Here is a 20,839-nt window from a genome sequence, read left to right as displayed (position 1 = left end):
GGGATAGCCATTCCCTAAAAAGGCCCCCTGTAAAAACAGGCGGCCTGTCCGTTGCTTATCTTATTTTGCATATATCTCCTGGAGGGGGCGGTGGCTATTTCAGGGTCACGTCGATCACTTCGCCTAACGGGGTCCGCACCGCCGCAGGCACCCGCACCGTCAGCGTACCGCATTGCACTGTATAGAAAAGCTTTTCCCGGCGGCCCAGCAGGCGCACCGCTTGGATGGCCTCCGGCGTTTGGAACACCACCGTTTCCTCGCCTGCCGGCGTGCCCTGCTTCGGCAACACAAACAGGTAGCGGTGGTGGTTAGCGGCCGTGGCCGGCACCGAAGCCGTTTCCGGCGCCTCCAGGGCCCTGGCGCCCCTGATGGCGGCACCATTCACCTTCATCCAGCCGGCAATATCGTTTAAGCGGTCATACATTTCGGGGGTCAATTCGCCCTCTTTGGTCGGCCCGAAATTCAGCAGCATGTTGGTGTTGAGCGACCGGCATTTTACAAGGTAGTTCAACAGGTGGGCAGAAGACTTCATGGGTGCCGGCGTATAGGCCCAGCCCGATTGGGTGCTGGTAGTGCAAAACTCCGCCCAGCCGTCCTGAAGGGTGGTAGGCGCATTCTTGTCCGACTCAAAGGTTTTATAATCGCCATAACCGAAAAAGCGGGGACTGACAATTATACCCGGCTGCAACTGGCGGATGCGGTCCATGCTGATACATTCCTTCCATGCGGGATGGCCTTTGGGTATATCCGGCGCCCCGTCAAACCAGATCATGTCGATCCGGCCGTAATTGGTCAGCAGCTCCTCGACCTGGCCCTTGATATAGGCCGCCACCTTGTGATAATGCGCCTGTTTTTCCGCCTCCGTCTTTTCCGTCTTCCGGGGCTGCAGGTTCGCATCCAGGGAAGGGATATTGGGGTAACTCCGGCTGACGCCGTAGTACATAAAGCTTTGGAAGTCGCGGTTGAAATACCAGTCGGGGCCCGAATAATACAGGCCCACCTTGAGGCCGTACTTCCGGCATGCGGCGACATAATTCTTCACCAGATCGCGGCCGCCCATATAATTCTTTGTATTGAAATTTCCGTAAGCGCTCGGCCAGAGGGCAAAACCATCATGGTGCCTGGTGGTAAACACCACGTACGTCATGCCGGCCTCTTTGGCGGCCTTCACCCATTTTTCCGGATCGTAGCTTTTGGGCTGGAAGTCTTTTGCCAGGGCCCAATACTCATTGGGCGTGATGCAGCTGTTGTCCTTTTGGCAGGCATGGCCGGCGAAATAATCCCCCGACTCCATGATCTTCCGTACTTCGGCCGAATCCAGCCGGTTGTTGGCTGCCCGCCAGCCGATCTGGGTGCCGGCCATCATGGGCCAGGAAAGGTCTTTTTCCTTCAGGGTGGAGATGCCCCAGTGGAGGAACATGCCCAGGCCTGCCTGCGGAAACCACCGGGCGTCGGGATGGGTGGTATGTGTATAACCGGAGGTCTTATCCTCCACGATGCCGATCTGGGCATGCTCCATCTTCACCCGGTCCGCTTCTTTTTGCGCGAAAGCCCCGGAGGAAAGCATACAAAGGGAAAGGCCGGCCAGCAAGGGTACTGCGGGAATGTTTCGTTTCTTCATTTCTGGACAATTAAAAGTTAGGGAAAGGCCAGCTTAGTCTATACGGAAGCAAGGATCCGGTCGGGAGGTCAACCGGTGATCATCACGGCAAAATTGCAGCATCTTCCCTGCGGCAGGGGGCAGGATCTTCTCTTTTCCGGGTGAATTTTGTCGGCCGGTTAATAAAAAGAAAGCCCCCTGTAGAAACAGGCGGCCTAACCTTTACTTATCTACTCTTATTCTAAATATGTACATGGTCCGGGGTTGCTGCCCCGCCCTGATTTTCGTCCTAAAATTGACGAAAAAACCGGGCAGCGGGGGGAGAGGATCCTCTCGATTCAGGGGTAAATTTGACGCCCCCCTTCCTGCGGCGGGGTTTGGCTGTCGCTGGATAAATCCACCCCTAATCAGATGCAAATCTCCTCCCCCGCACCCGGGGCTGCCTGCTACCTTTACCGCCTACGGTATTATTGGTGACCTCCAAAATAAATATTGTTGTATGAACAGGGACCGTGACTTCAGATCGTCTGTTATTTTCCTTACCGCTTTGATTTTCCTTTGTGGCTTTGCCGTGCACCTGCATACCGATTTGCTGCCGCTGCTCCGGAAGGCCTGTCTGCCTTCGGGCGGGCAGGCGGACAGGCCGGACCCAATATTCCTGGCGGCCTACCTGCCGGCAGCTTACGCTGCCGGCGCCTTTATCCAGCAGCGGGGCCTGAAAAAAGGGATCGTCCTGGGATTGCTGCTGTTTTCCCTGGGGGCGCTGCTGGTATCGCTGGGGGCGGGCAGCGGGCAGGCAGGCCTGCTGCTGCCGGCGCTGTTTGTTTTTGCCGGCGGGCTGGCCTTCCTGGAAACGGCGGCTCCGGTCGGCCTGTGGGGCGGTCCCCCCAACGGCAAGGCCACCTTCCGGCTGAACCTGGCCTATTCGTTCCACGGCCTGGCAGCCACCCTTGCCCCCTACAGCGCCGGCGCTTACCTGGTAGCGCGGAACGCCGCACCCGGCAGCCTGCAGCCGGGCCTGCCCCTTACGGAAACAGCGCCCCTCCGGTTACAGGAACCGGAGGTCATGCAACAGCCCTACCTGGCCCTGGCAGTGGTGGCCCTGTCAGCCGCCCTGTTGGTCCGCCAGGCGTTGGTGCCGCAGCTGTGGGAGAGCAAACCTGGCGGCCCCGCCCCCCGCAGCCTGTGGAAGGAAGGAAACCTGGTGCGCGGCCTGGTGGCCCTGTTCTGTTACAGCGGCGTGCAGGCCGGCACCGCCGGCTTTTTTATCCGCTACACGGCCTTTGCCGCCGGGATGCATGAAAAGGTGGCCGCCCTCTTCCTGTCGGCCGCCTTGTTCGTGTTCATGCTGGGCCGGTTCGCCGGCACGCTCCTGCTGCGCTACTTCCCGGCCCCGGTCCTGCTGCTTTCCTACAGCCTTTTCGGACTGGCGCTGCTGGGGGCGGCCGTGCTGTACACCGGCATGGCCGGCATCGGCGCACTGGTGGCGCTGCAGTTTTTCCTTTCCCTGATGTATCCCACCATTGTCTCCCTCAGCCTGCCGGGGCTGGGTACGAAAACCCCGAAAGCGGCTTCCTTCCTGGTGCTGTCGGCGGCGGGCGGCGCAGCGTTGCTCCCTGCCGTTATGGGCCGGGTGGCCGGCCTGTTCGGCCCGGGAACGGCCTTCGTGGTGCCGCTGGCATGCCTGGGGGCCGTAAGCTATTTTGCCCTGCGCCTGGTGCGGGAGAAGGCCGGCGAAAAGACCGCCCTGGCATGGCAGCACCCCTAAGCAGCTGTCCGCCCCCCGGCCTATTGCTTTAATGCCGTGATTTTCTTATTTTTACTTCAGCAGTACCTGTCGGTAAAATCGCGGCATGCGATCAGATGCCCGCTGGTCCCCTTTCTCTTTTCCACCCCTCTGACCCTTACTGGATTTTTCCGGCTTCCGGAACCCACCGGGCGTGTCCCTGGCGGATGGATCCCCCTGTGAACACTGCCCCGGAAAGGACCTCGCTTCCCGTACCTGGATCTCGTACAGCACGCAGCACTAAAAAACAAACCATATGAGCAACCCCTTTATCGTTCCCCTGAACCAGGTAGGCCTCGAGGACCTGATGTGGGTGGGCGGCAAAAACGCTTCCCTGGGAGAAATGATCCGGCACCTCTCCCCCCTGGGCATCCACATCCCGGGCGGATTTGTCATTACCGTGAGCGCCTACAAGCGCTTTCTGGCATCCAATGACCTGGAGCCGGCCATCCATAAAATTACAGGGGAGATCGACTTTGACCAGATCGATTCGTTACGGAAAGGCGGAAAGAAGATCCGCCAACTGGTCCGCAATACGCGGTTTCCCAGGGAACTGGCGGAACAGATCATCGGCGAATACCTGAAGCTGTCGGAATACTACGGCATACCGGATACGGATGTGGCGGTCCGCTCCTCCGCCACCGCGGAAGACCTCCCGGATGCTTCCTTTGCCGGCCAGCAGGAAACCTACCTCAATGTAAGGGGCCCGGGAGCGCTCATCGATGCCGTACGGAACTGTTTCGCCTCGCTGTTTACGGACCGGGCGCTCTCCTACCGGCAAAGCCTGGGGTTCGATCCTTCCCAGCTCGGCCTGTCGGTCTGCGTGCAAAAAATGGTGCGGTCGGACCTGGCCGTTTCGGGCGTGGCCTTTTCCCTGGATACCGAAAGCGGGTTCAAGGACGTGGTGGTGATCAATGCCTCCTATGGACTGGGGGAGATCATCGTGCAGGGAGCGGTATCCCCCGATGAATTTATCGTGTTCAAGCCCACCCTGACCGCAGCCTATTCTCCCATCATCGAAAAGAAACTGGGAAACAAAGACGTGATGATGATCTATGGGGATGACCCGGATGAACGGGTGCGGACCATTCCGACCGAAAAGCACCTGCAGGGCAGGTTCTGCATCCCCGATGAAACGATCCTTCAATTGGCCCGCTGGGTAGTGGAAATAGAAAATTATTATACGGACAAAAAAGGCCAGTGGTGCCCCATGGACGTGGAGTGGGCCCTCGACGGCAAGTCCGGCCAGCTCTTTATCGTCCAGGCCAGGCCCGAAACGGTCCATTCGCAAAAGCAGGACCGGAAAGTGGTGGAATACCATATCAACGAAGCGGAAAAAGACCGCAAACTGGTGGCGAAGGGCATCGCCGTTGGCGATAAGATCGCCAGCGGGAAGGTAAATATCATCTATTCGCTGGATACCCGCGTGGCGGAAGGACATTCCTTCCGGGAGGGCGATGTACTGGTGACCGACATGACCGACCCGGATTGGGAACCCCTCATGAAAAAAGCCTCGGCCATCATCACCAATAAAGGAGGACGAACCTGCCATGCCGCCATCGTGGCCCGCGAAATGGGGGTGCCCGCCATCGTGGGCTGCGGCAATGCGACCGACCTGCTGGCGCAGGGCCAGCTCATCACCGCCTCCTGTGCCGAAGGGGACGTCGGGTTCATTTACAGCGGCGCCATCGACTATACCCAACTGGAAATTGACCTGGACGCCCTGCCGGCTATACAAACCCCCTTGCTGTTCAATGTAGGTACGCCGGACAGGGCGTTTCAGTATGCGCAGCTGCCGAACCAGGGGGTGGGATTGGCCCGCGAAGAATTTATCATCAATAACTATATCCAGGTGCACCCCCTGGCGCTGCTCCGCCATGCTTCCCTGGAGGACGTGGAACTTTCTTCCCGGATCCGTTCGCTCATGAGGGGCTTTGACAGCGAGGAAGATTTTTTTATCCGCAAGCTGGCGTATGGCGTCGCCAAAATCGCCGCGGCTTTTTACCCGAAAAAGGTGATTGTGCGGTTCTCGGATTTCAAGAGCAACGAATACGCCAATTTACTGGGCGGCCACCATTTTGAGCCGGTGGAGGAAAACCCGATGATCGGGTGGCGGGGGGCTTCCCGGTACTATGCCCCGGGATATAAGGAAGCATTCGGGCTCGAATGCCGGGCGATCCGCCAGGCAAGGGAGGAAATGGGCCTGACCAATATCGTCGTGATGATCCCCTTCTGCCGGACGGTGGAGGAATTGCTGCAGGTGCAGCAGGTGATGAAGGAATACGGCCTGGAAAGGGGGAAGCACGGGCTGGAGCTGTACCTGATGGCGGAACTTCCCTCCAATATCATCCTGGCGGAGGCGTTTGCGCAACATATCGACGGCTTTTCCATCGGCTCCAATGACCTGACCCAGCTGACGCTGGGGCTGGACCGCGACTCGTCGCTGGTGGCCCATATATACGACGAGCGCAATCCTGCCGTGAAGGGCCTGATCCGGATGCTGATCCGGGCGGCGCGGGAAGCCAATGTGAAAGTGGGCATATGCGGCCAGGCGCCGTCGGACTACCCGGAATTCGCACAATTCCTCGTGGAGCAGAATATCGACAGCATCTCCGTCACCCCGGATTCCCTGGTCAAGACCATCAGGGCCATCCACCAGGTGGAGCAGGAGCTGTTGGGCAAGATCCATGCGGCCCACACGCCCCGGTCCATATAGGACGGATTTATTGGCGCCGCTCCAATAGAGCAAGGAACCTATTCCATACCCAAATTTCGAAAAGCATCAGAGAATAAAAGTTTCTGCTGGACTGCCCTATAACGACCTGTCGATCAAAGGAGGGCTGTCATCCCGAACGCAGTGAGGGATCCCGCCGATAAAGAAAAGCTGTTTCTGATCGAAGGAGTGGTTTCCTTTACCAGAGAAAAACTTTTCAGGCATCGACGGGATCCCTCACTGCGTTCGGGATGACAGCCCTCCTTTGATCAACAGGTCGTTATAGGACAAAGTTCCTAAGGGAAAGAAGGGCTCTTGGCCCCTATTACTCCTCGTTCAGGACAAAGCCGTCCTTCGTCCGTTGCAGCCATTCCTCCAGCTTTGGCCGCAGGGCTTTTACCTGTTCGTGGTCCTTGCGGTACAGGTTGTTCAGCTCAAAGGGATCGTTCCGCAGGTCAAAGAGATAGCGTTCCATCTTCTTTCCATTCTTCCGGTAGGCCAGCTTGTAGTGCGTATTGCGAATGCCCCGGAAACCCGAGTTGACCTTTGGATCGCTGCTGAGGATAGCGCCCATGATAAATTGTTCGGCGGGCACCGGGCCGCTCCGGTCCAGGAAGTACCGGGCATAGCTTTTCCCTTCGATATCGCGGGGAATGTCTTTTTTATGGCCGGCCAGCTCCAGCAGGGTGGGATAAATATCGGGGATGTTGCCCAGGAAGGTCTGATCGATGCCCGCCTGTATCTTTCCCTTCCAGTAAACGATCAGGGGGATGCGCAGCGATTCCTCGTAAATATTGTTTTTGGACAATTCGTCGTGCTTACCCAGGCAGTTGCCGTGGTCCGCGGTGATCAGCACGATGGTGTTGTCCAGCTGCCCATGCTCCTTCAGGCCCCGGATGATCCGCCCGATCTGCTCGTCCACGCCGCTGATGCAGGCATAATAGTATTTGATGTTTTTGCGGTACTCCTCGCCCGCGGGCGTGCCGGCAGGGGGGATATTGGGATGATCCAGCAGGGAATCGACCGGGATGTTCTGATACAGGGCCACATACTTTTCCGGCACCATATGGTAGGGCGAATGCGGGGGATTGATGGAAACCACCAGGGAGAAGGGGGCGCCCGCTTTCCGCTCGTTGTGGCGGTTCGCCAGGAACTCCAGGGCTTTGTCGGCTTCGTGTTCCGGTCCCCACTGGTCCACGAAATGAAAACTGTCCCGCGGCGCCCTGGTATCCCAGTACATCGGCCGGTTGTGGTAATCGTAGGTGCCGTAAGCATACCAGTAGTCGAAGCCGTGGCGTTTTTCGGCCGGGGTCCATTCATTCCAGGCCAGCTTTTCGGTGTTGTTGGCGCAGGCGACATAAGGCTTATGGGGCGCATCGAGGTGCCACTTGCCGATATAACCGTTGCTGTAGCCCTTTTTCTTCAGGACATCCGACCAGCAAACCATGTTCTGCTGCAGTTCCACGCCGAAAGGTGCGGAATGGGAGTTGACGTTGGCATACACTTTCGTTTTTACGGGGTAATTGCCGGTCATTAGCATGGCCCGTGCCGGCGAGCAGACGGGGTAGTTGCTCACCATCTGGGTCAGGGCCAGCCCTCCCCGTACAAAGGAATCGATATGGGGGGTCTGCACCTTTTCCTGGCCCAGGAAGCCCAGGGCCTGGGCCCGCCACTGGTCGGTAAGGATCAGGACGATATTGGGATGTTTGCCGGCCGATCCCTGCCCGGCGGCCGTTAAGGAGCCGGCCAGCAGGAAGAGCCCGCAGAAGCGGCGCAAAGCCTGAGGTAAAAATGGTTTCATATGTCGCTGTTGTTTTAATCGTGATTCTTCCTGTCCTGCCTCCCCTTGCGCTCTTGTCCGGTACGGCCGGAAATAAAAAAGAAAGGGTGGAAACCCTTCCTCCGTCACCATAAAATGCGGTCCATCAGCATGCGTTTTCGCCATTGCTGCGCTATGGTTCGCTTTTTCAATAAGGTTGGGATTCGTTTGCCCTAAGCATTTTATCCGGTACAAATCTGGCCATTTCACCGGCAGCAGGGGGCAGGCAAATGATGCTATTTAGGGGGAAAAACGTATCCCTTTCCGGGTGGGCGGCCCCTAAGGCACCTGCGCCTTTGCTGCGGCCGGCAGCACCGGTTGAATGGTCCCATCGGGGTTATAATGCAGCTCTTCCACGCAAACCGACCGGCGCCACTGCACATACTTCCGGTCTTCCGAGGAGGGCGGAATCTTTTGCAGGGCCAAATCCGACGTATGGTAAAACAGGTACCATTTTCCTTTGTATTCCACGATGGAATGATGGTTGGTGCCGCTGTTTACCGGTCCCAGGATCTCGCCCTTGAAGGTATATGGCCCCAGCACATGATCCGCCATGGCATATAAAATACGGTCGGGACCGTTATCCATTTTTCCCGAGTACGACATATAATATTTCCCGTTGTATTTATGCACCCATACCGCTTCAAAAAAATGATCCGCCCCTTTAATGATCTTTACCTTGCCCCGGTAGGAAATCATATCCTTATTCAGCTTTACGGCGTTAACGGCCAATTGCCCGGCAAAGAGGTACGCCTGCCCGTCCTCATCCAGGAACACATTCGGATCAATAAAATCCCGGTTGGCGGTCACCCCTTTGGACGTCCGGGACAACAGGGGCTTTCCCAATGGATCACGGAAGGGGCCGAAAGGACGATCCGCTACCGCCACGCCAATGTGATCCTGGTCGGTGGGGTAATAAAAATAATACTTGCCGTTTTGCCCGATGCAATCAGGCGCCCATGCGTATTTTTTAGCCCAGGGAATATCGTTCAGCGAAAACGCCTTTCCGTGGTCCACGAAATTTTTCATGTCGGTGGTACTGAACACATGCCAGTCTTCCATATCCCACCACCGGGCGCTGTCCCTGTCATGGCTGGGATAGATATAGAGCGTATCGTGAAACACCCGTGCCGACGGATCGGCTGTGTAAATGGTTTTGATTACTGGATTTTGCGCCTTTAGGCCCAGGCTGGCAAACACTATCGCCAGCAGGATGCCGGAACGTTTCATACTTATCTTTTGGATTTATACGTGATTAATAAAGTCGTTAATGCGACGACGCTTCCGGGAATAGTCGTACTGGTGCCCGCCGGGCAGGCCGGGAAAGAAGGCAACAGGCCTCCTACCCGGCGCCCTGCAGGCGGATACCTATTGGTAGCCTTGGTTTTGTTCCCATTTACTATGGAGACTCCTTTCCCGTTGCGGAATGGGATACAGTTTCTTGTCGGCAGTAATGGCCAGGCTGGGCACATTGTACCGGGTCTTGAAATCCGTCATCACCGCCACGTAATCGTTCCAGCGCACCAGGTCGGGCCAGCGATGTCCTTCGAAGCACAGCTCGGTGCGGCGTTCCTTTTTCACCAGGGCGCGGGTGGCCTGCTGGTCCAGCCCCGTATCGGTGGTCAGGCCGGCACGGGTCCGCACCTTTTGCACCAGGCCCAGCGCCTCGGAGGTTTTGCCCTGCTCGTTCAGCACTTCCGCCAGCATCAGCAGCACATCGCTGTAGCGGATCACGATCCAGTTGTTTTCCCCGTCAGTAACCGAAGGGGGAGTGTCCAGGAACTTTTTGGTATAGTAATAAAACTTTGTGGAATCCGAAAGGCCGTTGGTAAATACGCCGACCAGGCTTTTGCGGCTGTCGCCGCTTTCGAAGCTGCGGTACAGGTCGAGCGAGCCGATGTTATAGCTGTACGTGCTGCCGCCGGAGACGATGCTGTTGCCGGAAGGCTGGGGCGCAAACCAAAGGGCAAACGAACTGCCTTCGCCCAGGCCCACGGCAGCCCGGCTGTATTGCACCGAAAAGAGGAGCTCCTTGTTGTATTCGTTGGCCGTGCTGAACACGTCGGCATAAGAAGGCAGCAGCTCGTAGGTGGCCGGAGACAGGGCCGTTACCTCTTTCAGCTTCGCTTCCGCCGCGGCATAGTTTTTCTGCTGCAGGTACACTTTTCCCAGAAAGGCTTTTACCGCACCGGAGGTGACCCGGCCCCGGTCGCCGGCAGCGGCATACGCCACCGGCAGGGCGGCTTCCGCCTCCTTGAGGTCCTTTTCCACCTGGGCAAAAACTTCGGTTACGGCTGCCCGGTTGTACGCGAAGGCATCGGCATCGTTGGTGATCACCTTGGTAACCAGGGGCACCCCGCCGAAATAACGCACCAGGTTGAAATACATCAGGGCCCGCACGAATTTCGCTTCGGCTATGTATTGCGCCCTGGTGGCGGCATTGCCGAAGGAAACGCCCCCGATCTTTTCCAGTACCAGGTTGCACTGGGCAATGGTATTGTAATGGTTGTTCCAGATGCCGGAGATATCGGCCGTGGCCGCATTCCAGGTCATTTTATCCCAGATGCCGATGCCCGCCTCGCTTTCCGAATAGGACTGCGTATTGTCGGACGGCATTTCGTTGAGCAGGTAATAACTGTTGTAAATGGTGCGCAGGGAACCGTACACACCGGTGAGGGCCGACTTCATGTCCGCTTCCGTTTTATAGAAATTCTCCGGGGGCAGGGCCGTCGGGGAGGTCAATTCGACAAAGCTTTTTTTACAGGATGCCAGCAGCACCAGGGCGGCTATCATCATTTTATTTTTCGGGAACAGCATAACTTTTTTTTTAAATGTTTAGAAACCAATATTTACGCCCAGTGTAACCGTCCGGATGGCGGGGTACGAACCGTGGTCGATCCCCGGCAGGAAGGGCGAGTCGCCGCTGCCGTTGCCGGCCACGCTGGCCTCGGGATTCACACCCGGGTACTTCGTGAAGGTGAACAGGTTTTGCCCGGTCAGGTACACCCGTGCGTTTTGCAACTTCAGGCGCGAGGTGAGCGCGGGCGCCAACCGGTAACCCAGCGTCAAGTTGCGGACGCGCAGGAAGGAGGCGTCCAGGACGGAATAATTGGTCGCCTGGTTGTTCATGGTTACTCCGGTATTGCCGGCCACGCGGTGGAATTTCACGTCCTTGTCGGCATTAGCGGGGTCAAAGAAATTATCGATGACATCCACCGGCATGTTCACGTTACCGCCCAGGCCCACGACGCCGTAGTACAGCTGGCGGTAGTTACCGTTGAGGATGGACACGTCGGCCACGCCCTGCAGCATCACGGTCAGGTCGAGGTTTTTATACGAAAAGCGCTGGGTGGAGCTGTAGGTGTAGCGGGGCAGGGCATTTCCCAAAAGGGTGCGGTCAGCCTCGGTGATCCTGCCGTCGCCACTGACATCCCTGATGCGCCAGTCGCCCACCAGGTTGCCGTTGCCGTTCCACTGGGGATATTTAGCCAGGTCGGCGGCATTTTTAAAGACGCCTTCCACGATAAAGCCGTTGATATTGCCCAGGGGCTGGCCTACCACCACTTGGTACATATTGCCCCAGCCGAAAACACCCGATTGCGAAGGCAGGGCGGCCGGTCCGCCTAGGCTGGTGACCTTATTGGCATTGGTGCTGAAGTTATAGTCGGCATTCCAGTTGATCTTTCCCAGGGGGAGGTTGGTGTTCAGGCTCAGCTCCAGGCCCCGGTTTTCGAGGCTGCCCATGTTGGTGCGGGACGTAAGGGCGTAGCCATAGATGCCCGGCAGGTCGCGGTCCAGCAGCATGCCGCCGGTCTGGCGCAGGTAGTAGTCAGCGCCCAGCACCACGCGGTTGTGCAGCAGGCCGAGGTCCAGGCCCAGATTGTACTGCCGGTTCTTTTCCCAGGTCAGGTCATGGTTGGCCAGGCCCGACTGCTGGGCGCCGGTATTACGAGCGCTGCCGAACACGTAGTTGCTCGACCGGATGCTGTTGGCCCAGGTAAAGCTGCCGATGTTGGCATTGCCGGTCTCGCCATAGCTCAGGCGCAGTTTCAGGTCACTCAGCACGCTTTTCGCATCCTTCAGGAAGGCCTCGTCGATGACCCTCCAGGCGGCGGAAACGGAAGGAAACAGGCTGAAGCGGTTGTCGGGGCCGAACTTGGAAGAACCGTCGCGGCGGAGGGCGGCGGTAAACAGGTATTTTTTCCAAAGGTCATAAGTCACCCTACCACCAAGGGACACGAAGGCGTTTTCGTCGTAGCCAAGGCCCCCCTGCAGGTCGGTGGAAGCCGAGGGGTTCTGCACCGTCTGGTTGCTATAGGTACCGATCTTGCCGTTGGTGGACACGGAGCGGGCCGAATAGCGCTGGGCCGAGGCAAACCCCAGGAAGGTCAGGTTATGCTGGTTTTCCGCTCCCAGGCTCAGCTTGTAGTGGGCCGTATTTTCCCACAGCCAGTCGATCTCGGTTTTGCCTTTTTCCACGGACCAGACGTTGCTGATCACCGGGGTGCTGATATTGGCGGCGCCGGCATCGTTGGTGGCCACGTCCGGGGGAATGTAGCCATACTGGCTGGCATAGTCGAAGGTGGCGCCCAGGGAGGTTTTCAGCTTCAGGTCTTTCACCGGCGACCATTCCAGGAAGGAGTTGCCCAGGAAGGAATAGTTCCGCACCCGGTTTTTCACCCTTTCGATAGTGGCCAGCGGGTTGAACAGGTTGGTCTGGAAAAAGCCGTACTGGGCGGTGGCGGTTTCGGCATTGGGCTGGCCATAATCGCCGTTGGCCGTATGCGGGGCGATCACCGGGGGCATCAGGTAGGCGCCCTGCAGCACGTTGGGCAGGCTGCGGCCGATATCGCCGTCGGTAGTATTGTTCCACTGGCCGGTGGCGGGCACCCGTAACTGCTGGCTAAAGGAAGGCGCCATGGAGACGCCTACCTTCAGCTTTTGGCTCAGGTCGGCATCCAGGTTGAACCGCAGAGTATAGCGTTTGTAGCCTGTACCCTTCAGGGTGCCTTCCTGGTTGAAATACCCACCGGACAGCAGGTAGCGCGTATTCGGGCTGCCGCCGGTGGCCGTCAGCTGATAGTCCTCCACCTGGGCGGCGCGGAAAATGAGGTCCTGCCAGTCGGTATCGGGCAGGGCGGAGGGATTGTCGAGGAGCTGGGGATAAGGCACTTTGCGGATGGCAGCCACTTTTTTGGCAAAGGCAGTGTACTGTTCCTTGTCCATCATCTCATATCTTTTGGCCACAGTCTGCTGACCGCGGTAGGCGTTGACATCAAACCTTACCTTACCGGCTTTTCCTCTTTTGGTGGTAACGATGACCACCCCGTTGGCCGCCCGCGACCCATAGATGGCGGCGGAGGCGGCATCCTTGAGGATTTCCATGGATTCGATGTCGGCCGGATTGATCTGGTTGAAGTTGCTGGCGTTTTGCAGCGGGTAGCCGTCCACCACGTACAGCACGTCGTTGCTGCCGCCGATAGAGCCCACGCCCCGTACGCGGATCACGGGAGGCGCCCCGGGGGAGCCGCCGCGGCCCGACTGTACCTGCACGCCGGGCGCCAGGCCGGCCAGCGCATCGCCGGGAGTGCTTACCGGCTGGATGCCGATGTCCTTACCCGATACTTTGGCGATGGAGGTGGTCAGGGCTTTGCGGCTCTGCTGGCCGTAACCCACCACCACCACATCGTCCAGCTTTCCCCCGGCAGGGGCCAAGGCTACCTGCAACTGGTCGCCGGAGGTTTTCACTTCCTGTTTCTGGTAGCCGACATAGGTGATCACGAGGGTGGCCCCAGCCGGGGCTTTCACCGCGAAGGTCCCGGCTTCACTGGTGGTGGTCACCTGAGCGGTACCCTTGACCGAGATGGTCACCCCCTGCAGGGGGTGATTGTTTTCGTCTTTAATGGTGCCGTTGACAGTATGCTCCTGGGCCGAGACCTGCAGGATAAAACCTAACGATAACAAGAAAAGAGGCAGCTTTTTTTTCATATGTATTGCTTTACATTTTTAAGAAATCCGGACGCGTCCAGATGGGGGAGCCCTGATTCGGACGGGCCCGTCCCGGCTCTTCAGCAACATAGCCCCTTGCCCCTTCAGGAACAGGAGCATCCGGATACGCATAGGGGTGAAAAACCTGAGCGGAACAAACAGGAGGTTCGTTTCTTGTGGTTATGGGCAACGATAAACGTGTAGAACCGCAGACGGGAGGCTGCATAGCTGGAACAGGCGCAGGGTGGAAGCCGGCAGCAGGTTCCCCGGCAGGGAGGAAGCTGTCGCCGTTTTCCTTTTTTTGAGGAGCATATGGCAGGCCGCAGGGGTTATTCCCCGTAATCGCAGGGTAAAGATGTCGAAAGTCGCGGAACCGGCCGGGGGAGAAACGTATCCATTTGGGGAGAAAAACGTATGAGTCCGGTTAAATGCCACCTAAAAAAGCCAGCCCGGAAAATGGGCTGGCTGCAGCGAAATAGGGTTTCCGTGTTATTTCCCCGCTACTTCCTTCTTTAACAAGAAAAGGAGGTCAGCAGGTCCGCCTGGGACAGCAGGGCCGAAGAAACGCCCGGCCGGATCGCCTGCGGCCAGCTGAAAAGAAACGGCACCCGGGTACCCGCCTCAAAGGCGCAGTACTTGCCGCCCCGCAACTTTTTGATAACAGGATTTTGAGCCTTTAGGCCCAGGCCGGCAAACACCATCGCCATCAGGATACCAGAACGTTTCATTTTTATCTTTTCGATTTATACGTGATCAATAAAGTCGTTGATGCTACGGAGCTTCCGGGCAAGCCGGGAAAGAAGGCAATAGGCCCTCTTTTCCCGGCGCCGGGCAGCGGGAAACCACCACCGGGTCAGCGGACCCTTTTTTAGTTTTACTGTTTGACAACCACCACGGTCTTCCGCAGGTTATTCTGTACGGCCTCCACCAGGTACAGTCCTGCCGGAAGCGTTTCGCCCAGGCGGATGGTTTGGGCGGCAACCTGCTGCTGCAGCACCCGCCTACCGTTGCGGTCATAAACGGTTACCCGCACCGGGGCGGCAGGTTGCGCCTGCAGCCGGAGGGTGAACGCCCCCCTGGAAGGGTTGGGATACGCCTGGAGGGTGAAGGCTTCACCGGCCGCCGGCTCTCCGTCCAGGGCTCCTTTTACGGAAGCAGGTGCACAGTTGCCCAGGTTATCGCCGTGCCGGAGGTGGTCATTAACGGCGGCGGAATCCACACAGAGGGCAACAAAAGGTTTCTTTTCATTCCCGGTAACATGGCACAGCGCCACTTTCACCTGGCTGCCGGCAAAACAACGCACATCTTCCGCCTTGATGGCCGTGGTAGCGCTGGCTGTGCAGCCGTTGGCATCGGTAACGGTGGCAGTGATCTCCGCGGGGGCCAGCAGGGTTGCCTGCACGGAAAGCGGGCTTCCGGCCGCGGCCTGGGTCATCGAAGACTGAACCGTTGCGCCCGCCTGAAACAGGCCTGCCGTGCTGGTCCAGTTCTCGTCGCCGGCTTCGTTTTTATAATCGGAGATCAGGGCGCGGTTCATGCCGATGCTGACCGTGTAGGGCGCCTTCCCGCCACTGCCGGCAGCGGTAAGCACCGCGGTCTGGTCTTCGGTATAACCGAAGTACAGCTGGGGATTGGAATTGGAGGTGGTCAGCATCACTTCGGCATCACGGGATATGGTAAACGAACAGGTTTGCCGGTTACCGGAAGCATCGGTGGCGGTGTAGCGGATGACGGTGGTGCTGCCCGGCGCAAAGGTAGCCCCCGGTTCGGGCCCGCCCGTCTGCTGCACCGTAACGCCCGGGCAATTATCCGTAGCCCCGGGGACGGCCCAGGCGGCGGTTGCCGTACAGGCGCCCAGGTGGATATCGGGCAGGCTATTGCCGGGAAAGGTAAAACGGGGAGCCGTGGTATCGCGCACCAGCAGGGTCACTTCTTCCGAGGTGCCTGCTTTTCCGTATTGGTCCACCGCCACGGCTTTCAGCAAATAAGTTCCGGGAGCGACATCCTTCCAGGCGAACTGGTACGGAGCGTTTGGCGCTTCGCCGGCCTTGATCCCGTTGCGGTAAAAGTCAACCCGGGCAATGGTTCCGGTAGCATCGGAGGCCTCGGCCACGAGGGAAAGATTGCTGTGCTCCAATACCGTATCGCTGCTGGCCGGGGCCAGGAGGCGCACGGTAGGCGCCGCGTTCACCGTGACAGTGACCAGGCTGGAGACCGCCCAGCTATTTTTATGGTCATAGGCTTTTGCGTACAGCTCGTATTGGCCGGGGGCCGCGCCCTGCCAGCCCAGGCTGAAGGGGGCCGACAGGTCCGCTCCTATCAGGACCGTATCCTGGTAAAACTCCACCCGGCTCACCCCGCCGTCCTCATCGGCGGCATCTGCCCGGAGGGTCAGCGTCGATCCGGCTTCCACGACCTCGTTATTGGCAGGGGCGGAAAGGGTAACGGTGGGCGGCTTGTTGTACTTCAGCAGCACCACCGGGCGCCGGCTGACATCGGCAGTTTCCCGGGAGGCGAAATTGGCATCGGTGGTGGAACCCAGGAGGGTCGATACCAGGCGGAAGGACAGCAGGCTGTCGGAGGGGATGCTGTCCATCAGCGAGGAAATATTCCATTCCACGTACCCGGCCGTCGACTGGCCCTGGCGGCTGGCCGCCAGGCTTCCGGCCAGGGGCCGGTTGTTCCAGTTGAGCCCCGTTTCGGTCCAGCTGTTGTCCTGCACCCGGTACAGGTTCCACTGGGTGGTGCCTGCCGTGGTATTGCCCCCGTTGCAGTACAAGCGCAGAAGGGCGGTATCCACTTTTCCGCGGGCTTCGCGAAAATCGAACTTGAAATACGCCTCCCGGCTGAAGCCCGCGGCATCCGCCTTCACCGGCAGGCTGGTGACCGTGCCGAAGTTGGTGGCCGCCGACGCGCCGTCCCGTACATAGGCGTCGGCCACTACCGGGGCGCTGGGAGGCAGAACGGGGATGATCTTACCGGGGCTGTTCCGGTCAAAAATCACTTTGGCGGCGGAACCGGAATAAGGCGACTGGGGCAGGGATACCACGATGTATTTTTTGCCCCGGGTGGCCGGCGTCTCCAGCGAAAGGGTCACGGCAGTTTGCGTTTGCGCCGGGTCGGCCACATAAGCGACCACCTGGTTGGCGTCCAGCTGCCGCAGCAGCAGGATGCAGGGCTTATCCACCGAAACCGTTACCGAATCGTCGGTCAGCGTCCCCGCCTTATGAAAGACCACCTGCATCTGGTTCAGCTGCAGGTGCCGTACCGCCTGGACCGAATCCGAATTCGCGACGATCTTCAGGTGGTGGACGGGGTACTGCTGCATGGCGGCCACATTGGCCAGGCCGGGGGCCACGATATAGGCGTATTTGCCATTTACCGGCTGCACGCCCTGGTCGAACCATAGTTTAAAGACCTTCCCGGTAACGGTATTGGCCGGCTGGCTCTGGTTGATCTGGTACCAGCTGCCGCTTTGTTCCCGGTTGGACAGCACGATATTGCCGCCGGAGGGAAAGAAATAGCCGGTGCTGTCGTGCCACACCCACTGGGGAGCCGCCAGGCTGCTGACCGTGTTGGCGTCCCGGGCCGTTACGGTGCCTCCCTGGGAGGTATAGACATTGCCGCTCAGCCAGCTCTGGTTCAGGCTGGTGGTGACGGTTTCCGGCTGGGTGCTGCTGATGCCGGCGCCCAGGCACACCACTTCGTTATCGAAGTAGAACCAGGATTTTTTTGCCTTTACCCCGTTGTAATTCTGGTCGTAAACGCTGGCACCGTACAGGCTGTCGCCCACGCCCCCCACAAAGCCGGTGGTGCCGGGCTCGCCCCAGTCCACGGTGATGGGCTGGTCGGCAGCAAAATCACGGGCGGTGACGCCGGGTACCTTGTCCCATTCCCAAACAGGGAAAATATTGAAGTATTCGTTACCGGTGCGCAGGATAGCCGTGCCGCCATCGGGCAGGAACTTGCCCAGGATGTTTTCATTGTTGCCTCTTTCGGTCCGGTAGGTGCGGGTGGAATTGGTGCGCACGGTAAACAGGTAACCGGGCCGCTGGTGCAGGTCGTAGTCGCCGCGCCAGTAGTGCAGGTGCAGGGGCGCCACCTGGTAGGAAGCGGGCTGCTTCAGCGTCAGGCGGGCGTTGCTGGCATCCCAGGCCGCCGTGTTGGCGGGGTCGGCAAAGCGCTGCTTCACGCTGTAATTGCCGGGCTGCAGGCCGTTCAGGCGGCTGATGGCCCGGCCCGTGCAACTGAAATCGAAATAGCGGCCCCGGATGGCGTTGTTATGCGTCCATTGGGCAAAGCGGGACAGCAGCTCCAGATTGGCGGCGGACAGCTCGTAAGGCGTTCCTTTCAGGTAGCCGGCAGCGGTATAGGCATTGTTCAGGAAAACACCCCCGTAGCTGGAGATCATCAGCTGGTTGCCGTGCTGGAAGTAGGAGTTATCGTATTGCAGTCCTTCGCCGGAGCTGACCTGTTTCACCGGTTCAAAGGACTGCTGGGCGGCGGAATCCAGTAAGGCCGGGCGTTGAAGCAGGCAGGAACGAAACAGGAAATGCAGGGCGATATCGGTTTTGTTGGCCCCGGTTTGGGCATAGGGATTTCCTTTCGCCATCCGCTCCACCAGCAGGCTTTCGATGCCTGCGGGCAGCCCCGGTTTGCCATACCGGAGGGCGATGAGGATGCGGCCCAGGTCCTGCGGGTAGGCGATCTCGTTAAAGTACCAGTTGGGATGTACGGGATTTTTCCGGTACCAGTACCAGAGTGCCTTCACCACCCGGTTGTACAGGGCGGTATCGCCGTAATAAGTGCTGGAGCTGCGGGTGTAGGCCCGGGCACAATCCAGCAGGCGTACCAGGTGGTTGCCATCGCCGGTGGTGTAATTGACATCTGCCCAGGCACTGTCGTTTTGGATCAGGGTAGCCTGGGCGGAGGCTACCCGGCTGTCCAGGCCGGAAACCGACCCGCCGGCCGCGTGCACGTCCGCATTGATGCGGTTCATAATCGTGTCGAAGGGGAAGGTCTGGCTGAAAGAGGAGTGGGAAAGAAGGGTCATGCCGGTCAGGAAGCAGGCCCTGGTGACTTTTTTTAAAATGGCCATTGCAATCGTTTTAATGCTGCTAATGTCCCCCCGGCAACCGGATGAGCAGGGTGAATTTCCTATTCAAAAAGGGAGAATTCTGTATTCCGCGAAGGCCGGAAGGGATTAAAAGAATTGAAGGAACAAGGCAGCAGTAGTAGCCGGCAACCCCATGTAGCGCAGCTTGTGGAACGGGCTGACTGCAGCTATATAGGGTTTCCGGGCTATTTCCCCGCTACTTCCTTCTTTAACAATGCTTCCATTTCCTGAACGATCTCGGGATATTGAGCAGCCACATTCTCTTTCTCCCCGATATCCTGCTTCAGGTTGTACAGTTGCGGAACGGGAGCGGAACCGGTTTCCGTACCGGTCAACTGGTTGGACGCCGGCCGGTCAGAGGGATAAATATATTTCCAGTCGCCCCTGACCAGGCTTAAAATGCATGCGCTCTTTGTCAGTGGCGGGAAAGCGGTATTTAGGGCTGTTGCCGTATCCGAACCGTTCTTCGCATCCCCCGCATGTTCGATCAACAGGGTACGGCCCTTTTGTGTTTTCCCGAGGAAAACACCCAGCAGGTCTTCGCTGTCCGGGGCTTCGCCGGCAGGAAGGGATTGATTCAGGAGCCGGGAAAAGGAGGTCAGCAGGTCCACCTGGGACACCAGGGCCGAAGAAACGCCCGGCCGGATCGCCTGCGGCCAGCTGATCAGAAACGGAACCCGGGTACCCGCCTCAAAGGCGCTGTACTTGCCGCCCCGCAACGGACCCGCCGGCCGGTGGCCGTTCAATTGGGTTACGGCCCCGTCCACATACCCGTCATCCAGCACCGGGCCATTGTCACTGCTGAAGATAATCAGCGTATTTTTTGCCAATCCCAACGCTTCTACCTCTTTCAGGAGCTCACCCACTGCCCAGTCCAGCTGTAAAATGGCATCGCCCCGGAAACCCAGGCCCGATTTGCCTTTAAACATGGTGCCGGGCATACGGGGTACATGCGGCTCGGTCAGGGCGTAATACAAGAAGAACGGCTTGCTTTTATGAGCTTCCAGAAACGTTTTGGCCTTCGAGAGGAAGGTAAACGGCATCTCTTCATCCGTCCACCGGGCGGTGTGGCCGCCCTTCATATAGCCGATGCGGCCAATGCCATTGACAATGGTGTTGTTATGGCCGTGGTTGGGCGAGGATTTCATTTTCAGCAATTCCGGCTGTTCTTTCCCGGTAGGATCGCTGCCCACGGGCTGTTGATAATCCACTTGGATCGGATCGGCCGTATCCAGCGCCACCACATGGCGGTCCTGTAAAAACACGGTGGGCACCCTGTCGGCCGTCGCCGGGAAAATAAAGGAGTAATCGAAGCCTACCTCGTTGGGTCCGGGCTTAATTTCTTCATTCCAGTTTTTCGTGACCGAATTCCCGAGGCCCAGGTGCCACTTGCCGACGATAGCGGTGGCATAGCCGGCTCGCTGAAACAGCTTCGGCAGCGTAGTGATATTGGTGGGAATGATCAGGGCGGCATCGCCGGGCAGAATATCCGTGCCCGCTTTCCGCCAAGGATATTGACCCGTCAGCAACGCATAGCGGGAAGGTGTACAGGTGGCGGAAGTGGTATGGGCATTGGTAAACCGGAGGCCGCTTTGCGCCAGCCGGTCAATATTGGGGGTATGCAGTTTTGTCGCCCCATAACTGCTGACATCGCCATATCCCAGGTCGTCGGCAAGAATAACAATAACATTAGGCTTTTGCTGGGCGCCAGCAACAAAACAAGCGCCGCAAAAAATTAAAGAGAACAATAGCTTATTCATCATAACAAACAATTCTAAAAATCTGTGGATACTATGGCTCCTGACCTGCGCCGGGCC

Annotated in this window: 10 protein-coding genes; 2 read left to right on the top strand and 8 right to left on the bottom strand. The window is 58.4% G+C overall.

The window, feature by feature from the left end:
• Positions 1-94 precede the first annotated feature (94 nt).
• Positions 95-1,621 carry an alpha-L-fucosidase gene (locus V9K67_RS00210; RefSeq protein ID WP_336719212.1) on the bottom strand — a complete coding sequence of 509 codons (1,527 nt, stop codon included), beginning with the start codon at positions 1,619-1,621 and terminating at the stop codon, positions 95-97.
• Between the two features lie 478 nt (positions 1,622-2,099).
• Here V9K67_RS00210 and V9K67_RS00205 point away from each other — a divergent pair, with 478 nt between their 5' ends.
• Both V9K67_RS00205 and ppsA read left to right on the top strand, forming a co-directional pair.
• On the top strand, positions 2,100-3,368 hold the full coding sequence (locus V9K67_RS00205) for an MFS transporter (protein WP_336719210.1): 1,269 nt from the start codon (positions 2,100-2,102) through the stop codon (positions 3,366-3,368).
• Positions 3,369-3,642: 274 nt separating this feature from the next.
• A complete protein-coding gene (ppsA, locus tag V9K67_RS00200) occupies positions 3,643-6,102 on the top strand; it encodes a phosphoenolpyruvate synthase (protein WP_336719207.1) in 2,460 nt (819 codons plus the stop codon).
• A gap of 322 nt (positions 6,103-6,424) precedes the next feature.
• Here the strand turns inward: ppsA and V9K67_RS00195 are convergent, their stop codons facing one another.
• From V9K67_RS00195 to V9K67_RS00165, 7 genes are all read right to left on the bottom strand, one after another.
• Positions 6,425-7,900: a sulfatase family protein gene (locus tag V9K67_RS00195; RefSeq protein WP_336719204.1), complete on the bottom strand. Its 1,476-nt coding sequence runs from the start codon at positions 7,898-7,900 to the stop codon at positions 6,425-6,427.
• 297 nt (positions 7,901-8,197) lie between these two features.
• Positions 8,198-9,148: a family 43 glycosylhydrolase gene (locus V9K67_RS00190; RefSeq protein ID WP_336719202.1), complete on the bottom strand. Its 951-nt coding sequence runs from the start codon at positions 9,146-9,148 to the stop codon at positions 8,198-8,200.
• A gap of 138 nt (positions 9,149-9,286) precedes the next feature.
• A complete protein-coding gene (locus V9K67_RS00185; protein WP_336719200.1) occupies positions 9,287-10,735 on the bottom strand; it encodes a RagB/SusD family nutrient uptake outer membrane protein in 1,449 nt (482 codons plus the stop codon).
• 18 nt (positions 10,736-10,753) lie between these two features.
• Positions 10,754-13,906: a SusC/RagA family TonB-linked outer membrane protein gene (locus V9K67_RS00180; protein ID WP_336719198.1), complete on the bottom strand. Its 3,153-nt coding sequence runs from the start codon at positions 13,904-13,906 to the stop codon at positions 10,754-10,756.
• A gap of 512 nt (positions 13,907-14,418) precedes the next feature.
• A complete protein-coding gene (locus V9K67_RS00175) occupies positions 14,419-14,634 on the bottom strand; it encodes a hypothetical protein (protein ID WP_336719196.1) in 216 nt (71 codons plus the stop codon).
• Positions 14,635-14,780: 146 nt separating this feature from the next.
• On the bottom strand, positions 14,781-19,004 hold the full coding sequence (locus V9K67_RS00170; RefSeq protein ID WP_336719194.1) for a polysaccharide lyase family 8 super-sandwich domain-containing protein: 4,224 nt from the start codon (positions 19,002-19,004) through the stop codon (positions 14,781-14,783).
• A gap of 203 nt (positions 19,005-19,207) precedes the next feature.
• Entirely contained in the window at positions 19,208-20,785 is a 1,578-nt protein-coding gene (locus V9K67_RS00165) for a sulfatase family protein (protein WP_336719191.1), read from the bottom strand.
• Positions 20,786-20,839: the final 54 nt, after the last annotated feature.

The organism is Huijunlia imazamoxiresistens (genome assembly GCF_037132455.1).
In the GTDB taxonomy this organism is placed as follows: Bacteria; Bacteroidota; Bacteroidia; order Chitinophagales; family Chitinophagaceae; genus Flavisolibacter; species Flavisolibacter imazamoxiresistens.
This window is presented reverse-complemented; position numbering and strand designations above follow the sequence as displayed.

Excerpts from the sequence above, each read along its gene's own strand:
- V9K67_RS00210 (WP_336719212.1), bottom strand. The coding sequence starts at position 1,621 with ATGAAGAAACGAAACATTCCCGCAGTACCCTTGCTGGCCGGCCTTTCC.
- V9K67_RS00205 (WP_336719210.1), top strand. The coding sequence starts at position 2,100 with ATGAACAGGGACCGTGACTTCAGATCGTCTGTTATTTTCCTTACCGCT.
- ppsA (WP_336719207.1), top strand. The coding sequence starts at position 3,643 with ATGAGCAACCCCTTTATCGTTCCCCTGAACCAGGTAGGCCTCGAGGAC.
- V9K67_RS00195 (WP_336719204.1), bottom strand. The coding sequence starts at position 7,900 with ATGAAACCATTTTTACCTCAGGCTTTGCGCCGCTTCTGCGGGCTCTTC.
- V9K67_RS00190 (WP_336719202.1), bottom strand. The coding sequence starts at position 9,148 with ATGAAACGTTCCGGCATCCTGCTGGCGATAGTGTTTGCCAGCCTGGGC.
- V9K67_RS00185 (WP_336719200.1), bottom strand. The coding sequence starts at position 10,735 with ATGCTGTTCCCGAAAAATAAAATGATGATAGCCGCCCTGGTGCTGCTG.
- V9K67_RS00180 (WP_336719198.1), bottom strand. The coding sequence starts at position 13,906 with ATGAAAAAAAAGCTGCCTCTTTTCTTGTTATCGTTAGGTTTTATCCTG.
- V9K67_RS00175 (WP_336719196.1), bottom strand. The coding sequence starts at position 14,634 with ATGAAACGTTCTGGTATCCTGATGGCGATGGTGTTTGCCGGCCTGGGC.
- V9K67_RS00170 (WP_336719194.1), bottom strand. The coding sequence starts at position 19,004 with ATGGCCATTTTAAAAAAAGTCACCAGGGCCTGCTTCCTGACCGGCATG.
- V9K67_RS00165 (WP_336719191.1), bottom strand. The coding sequence starts at position 20,785 with ATGATGAATAAGCTATTGTTCTCTTTAATTTTTTGCGGCGCTTGTTTT.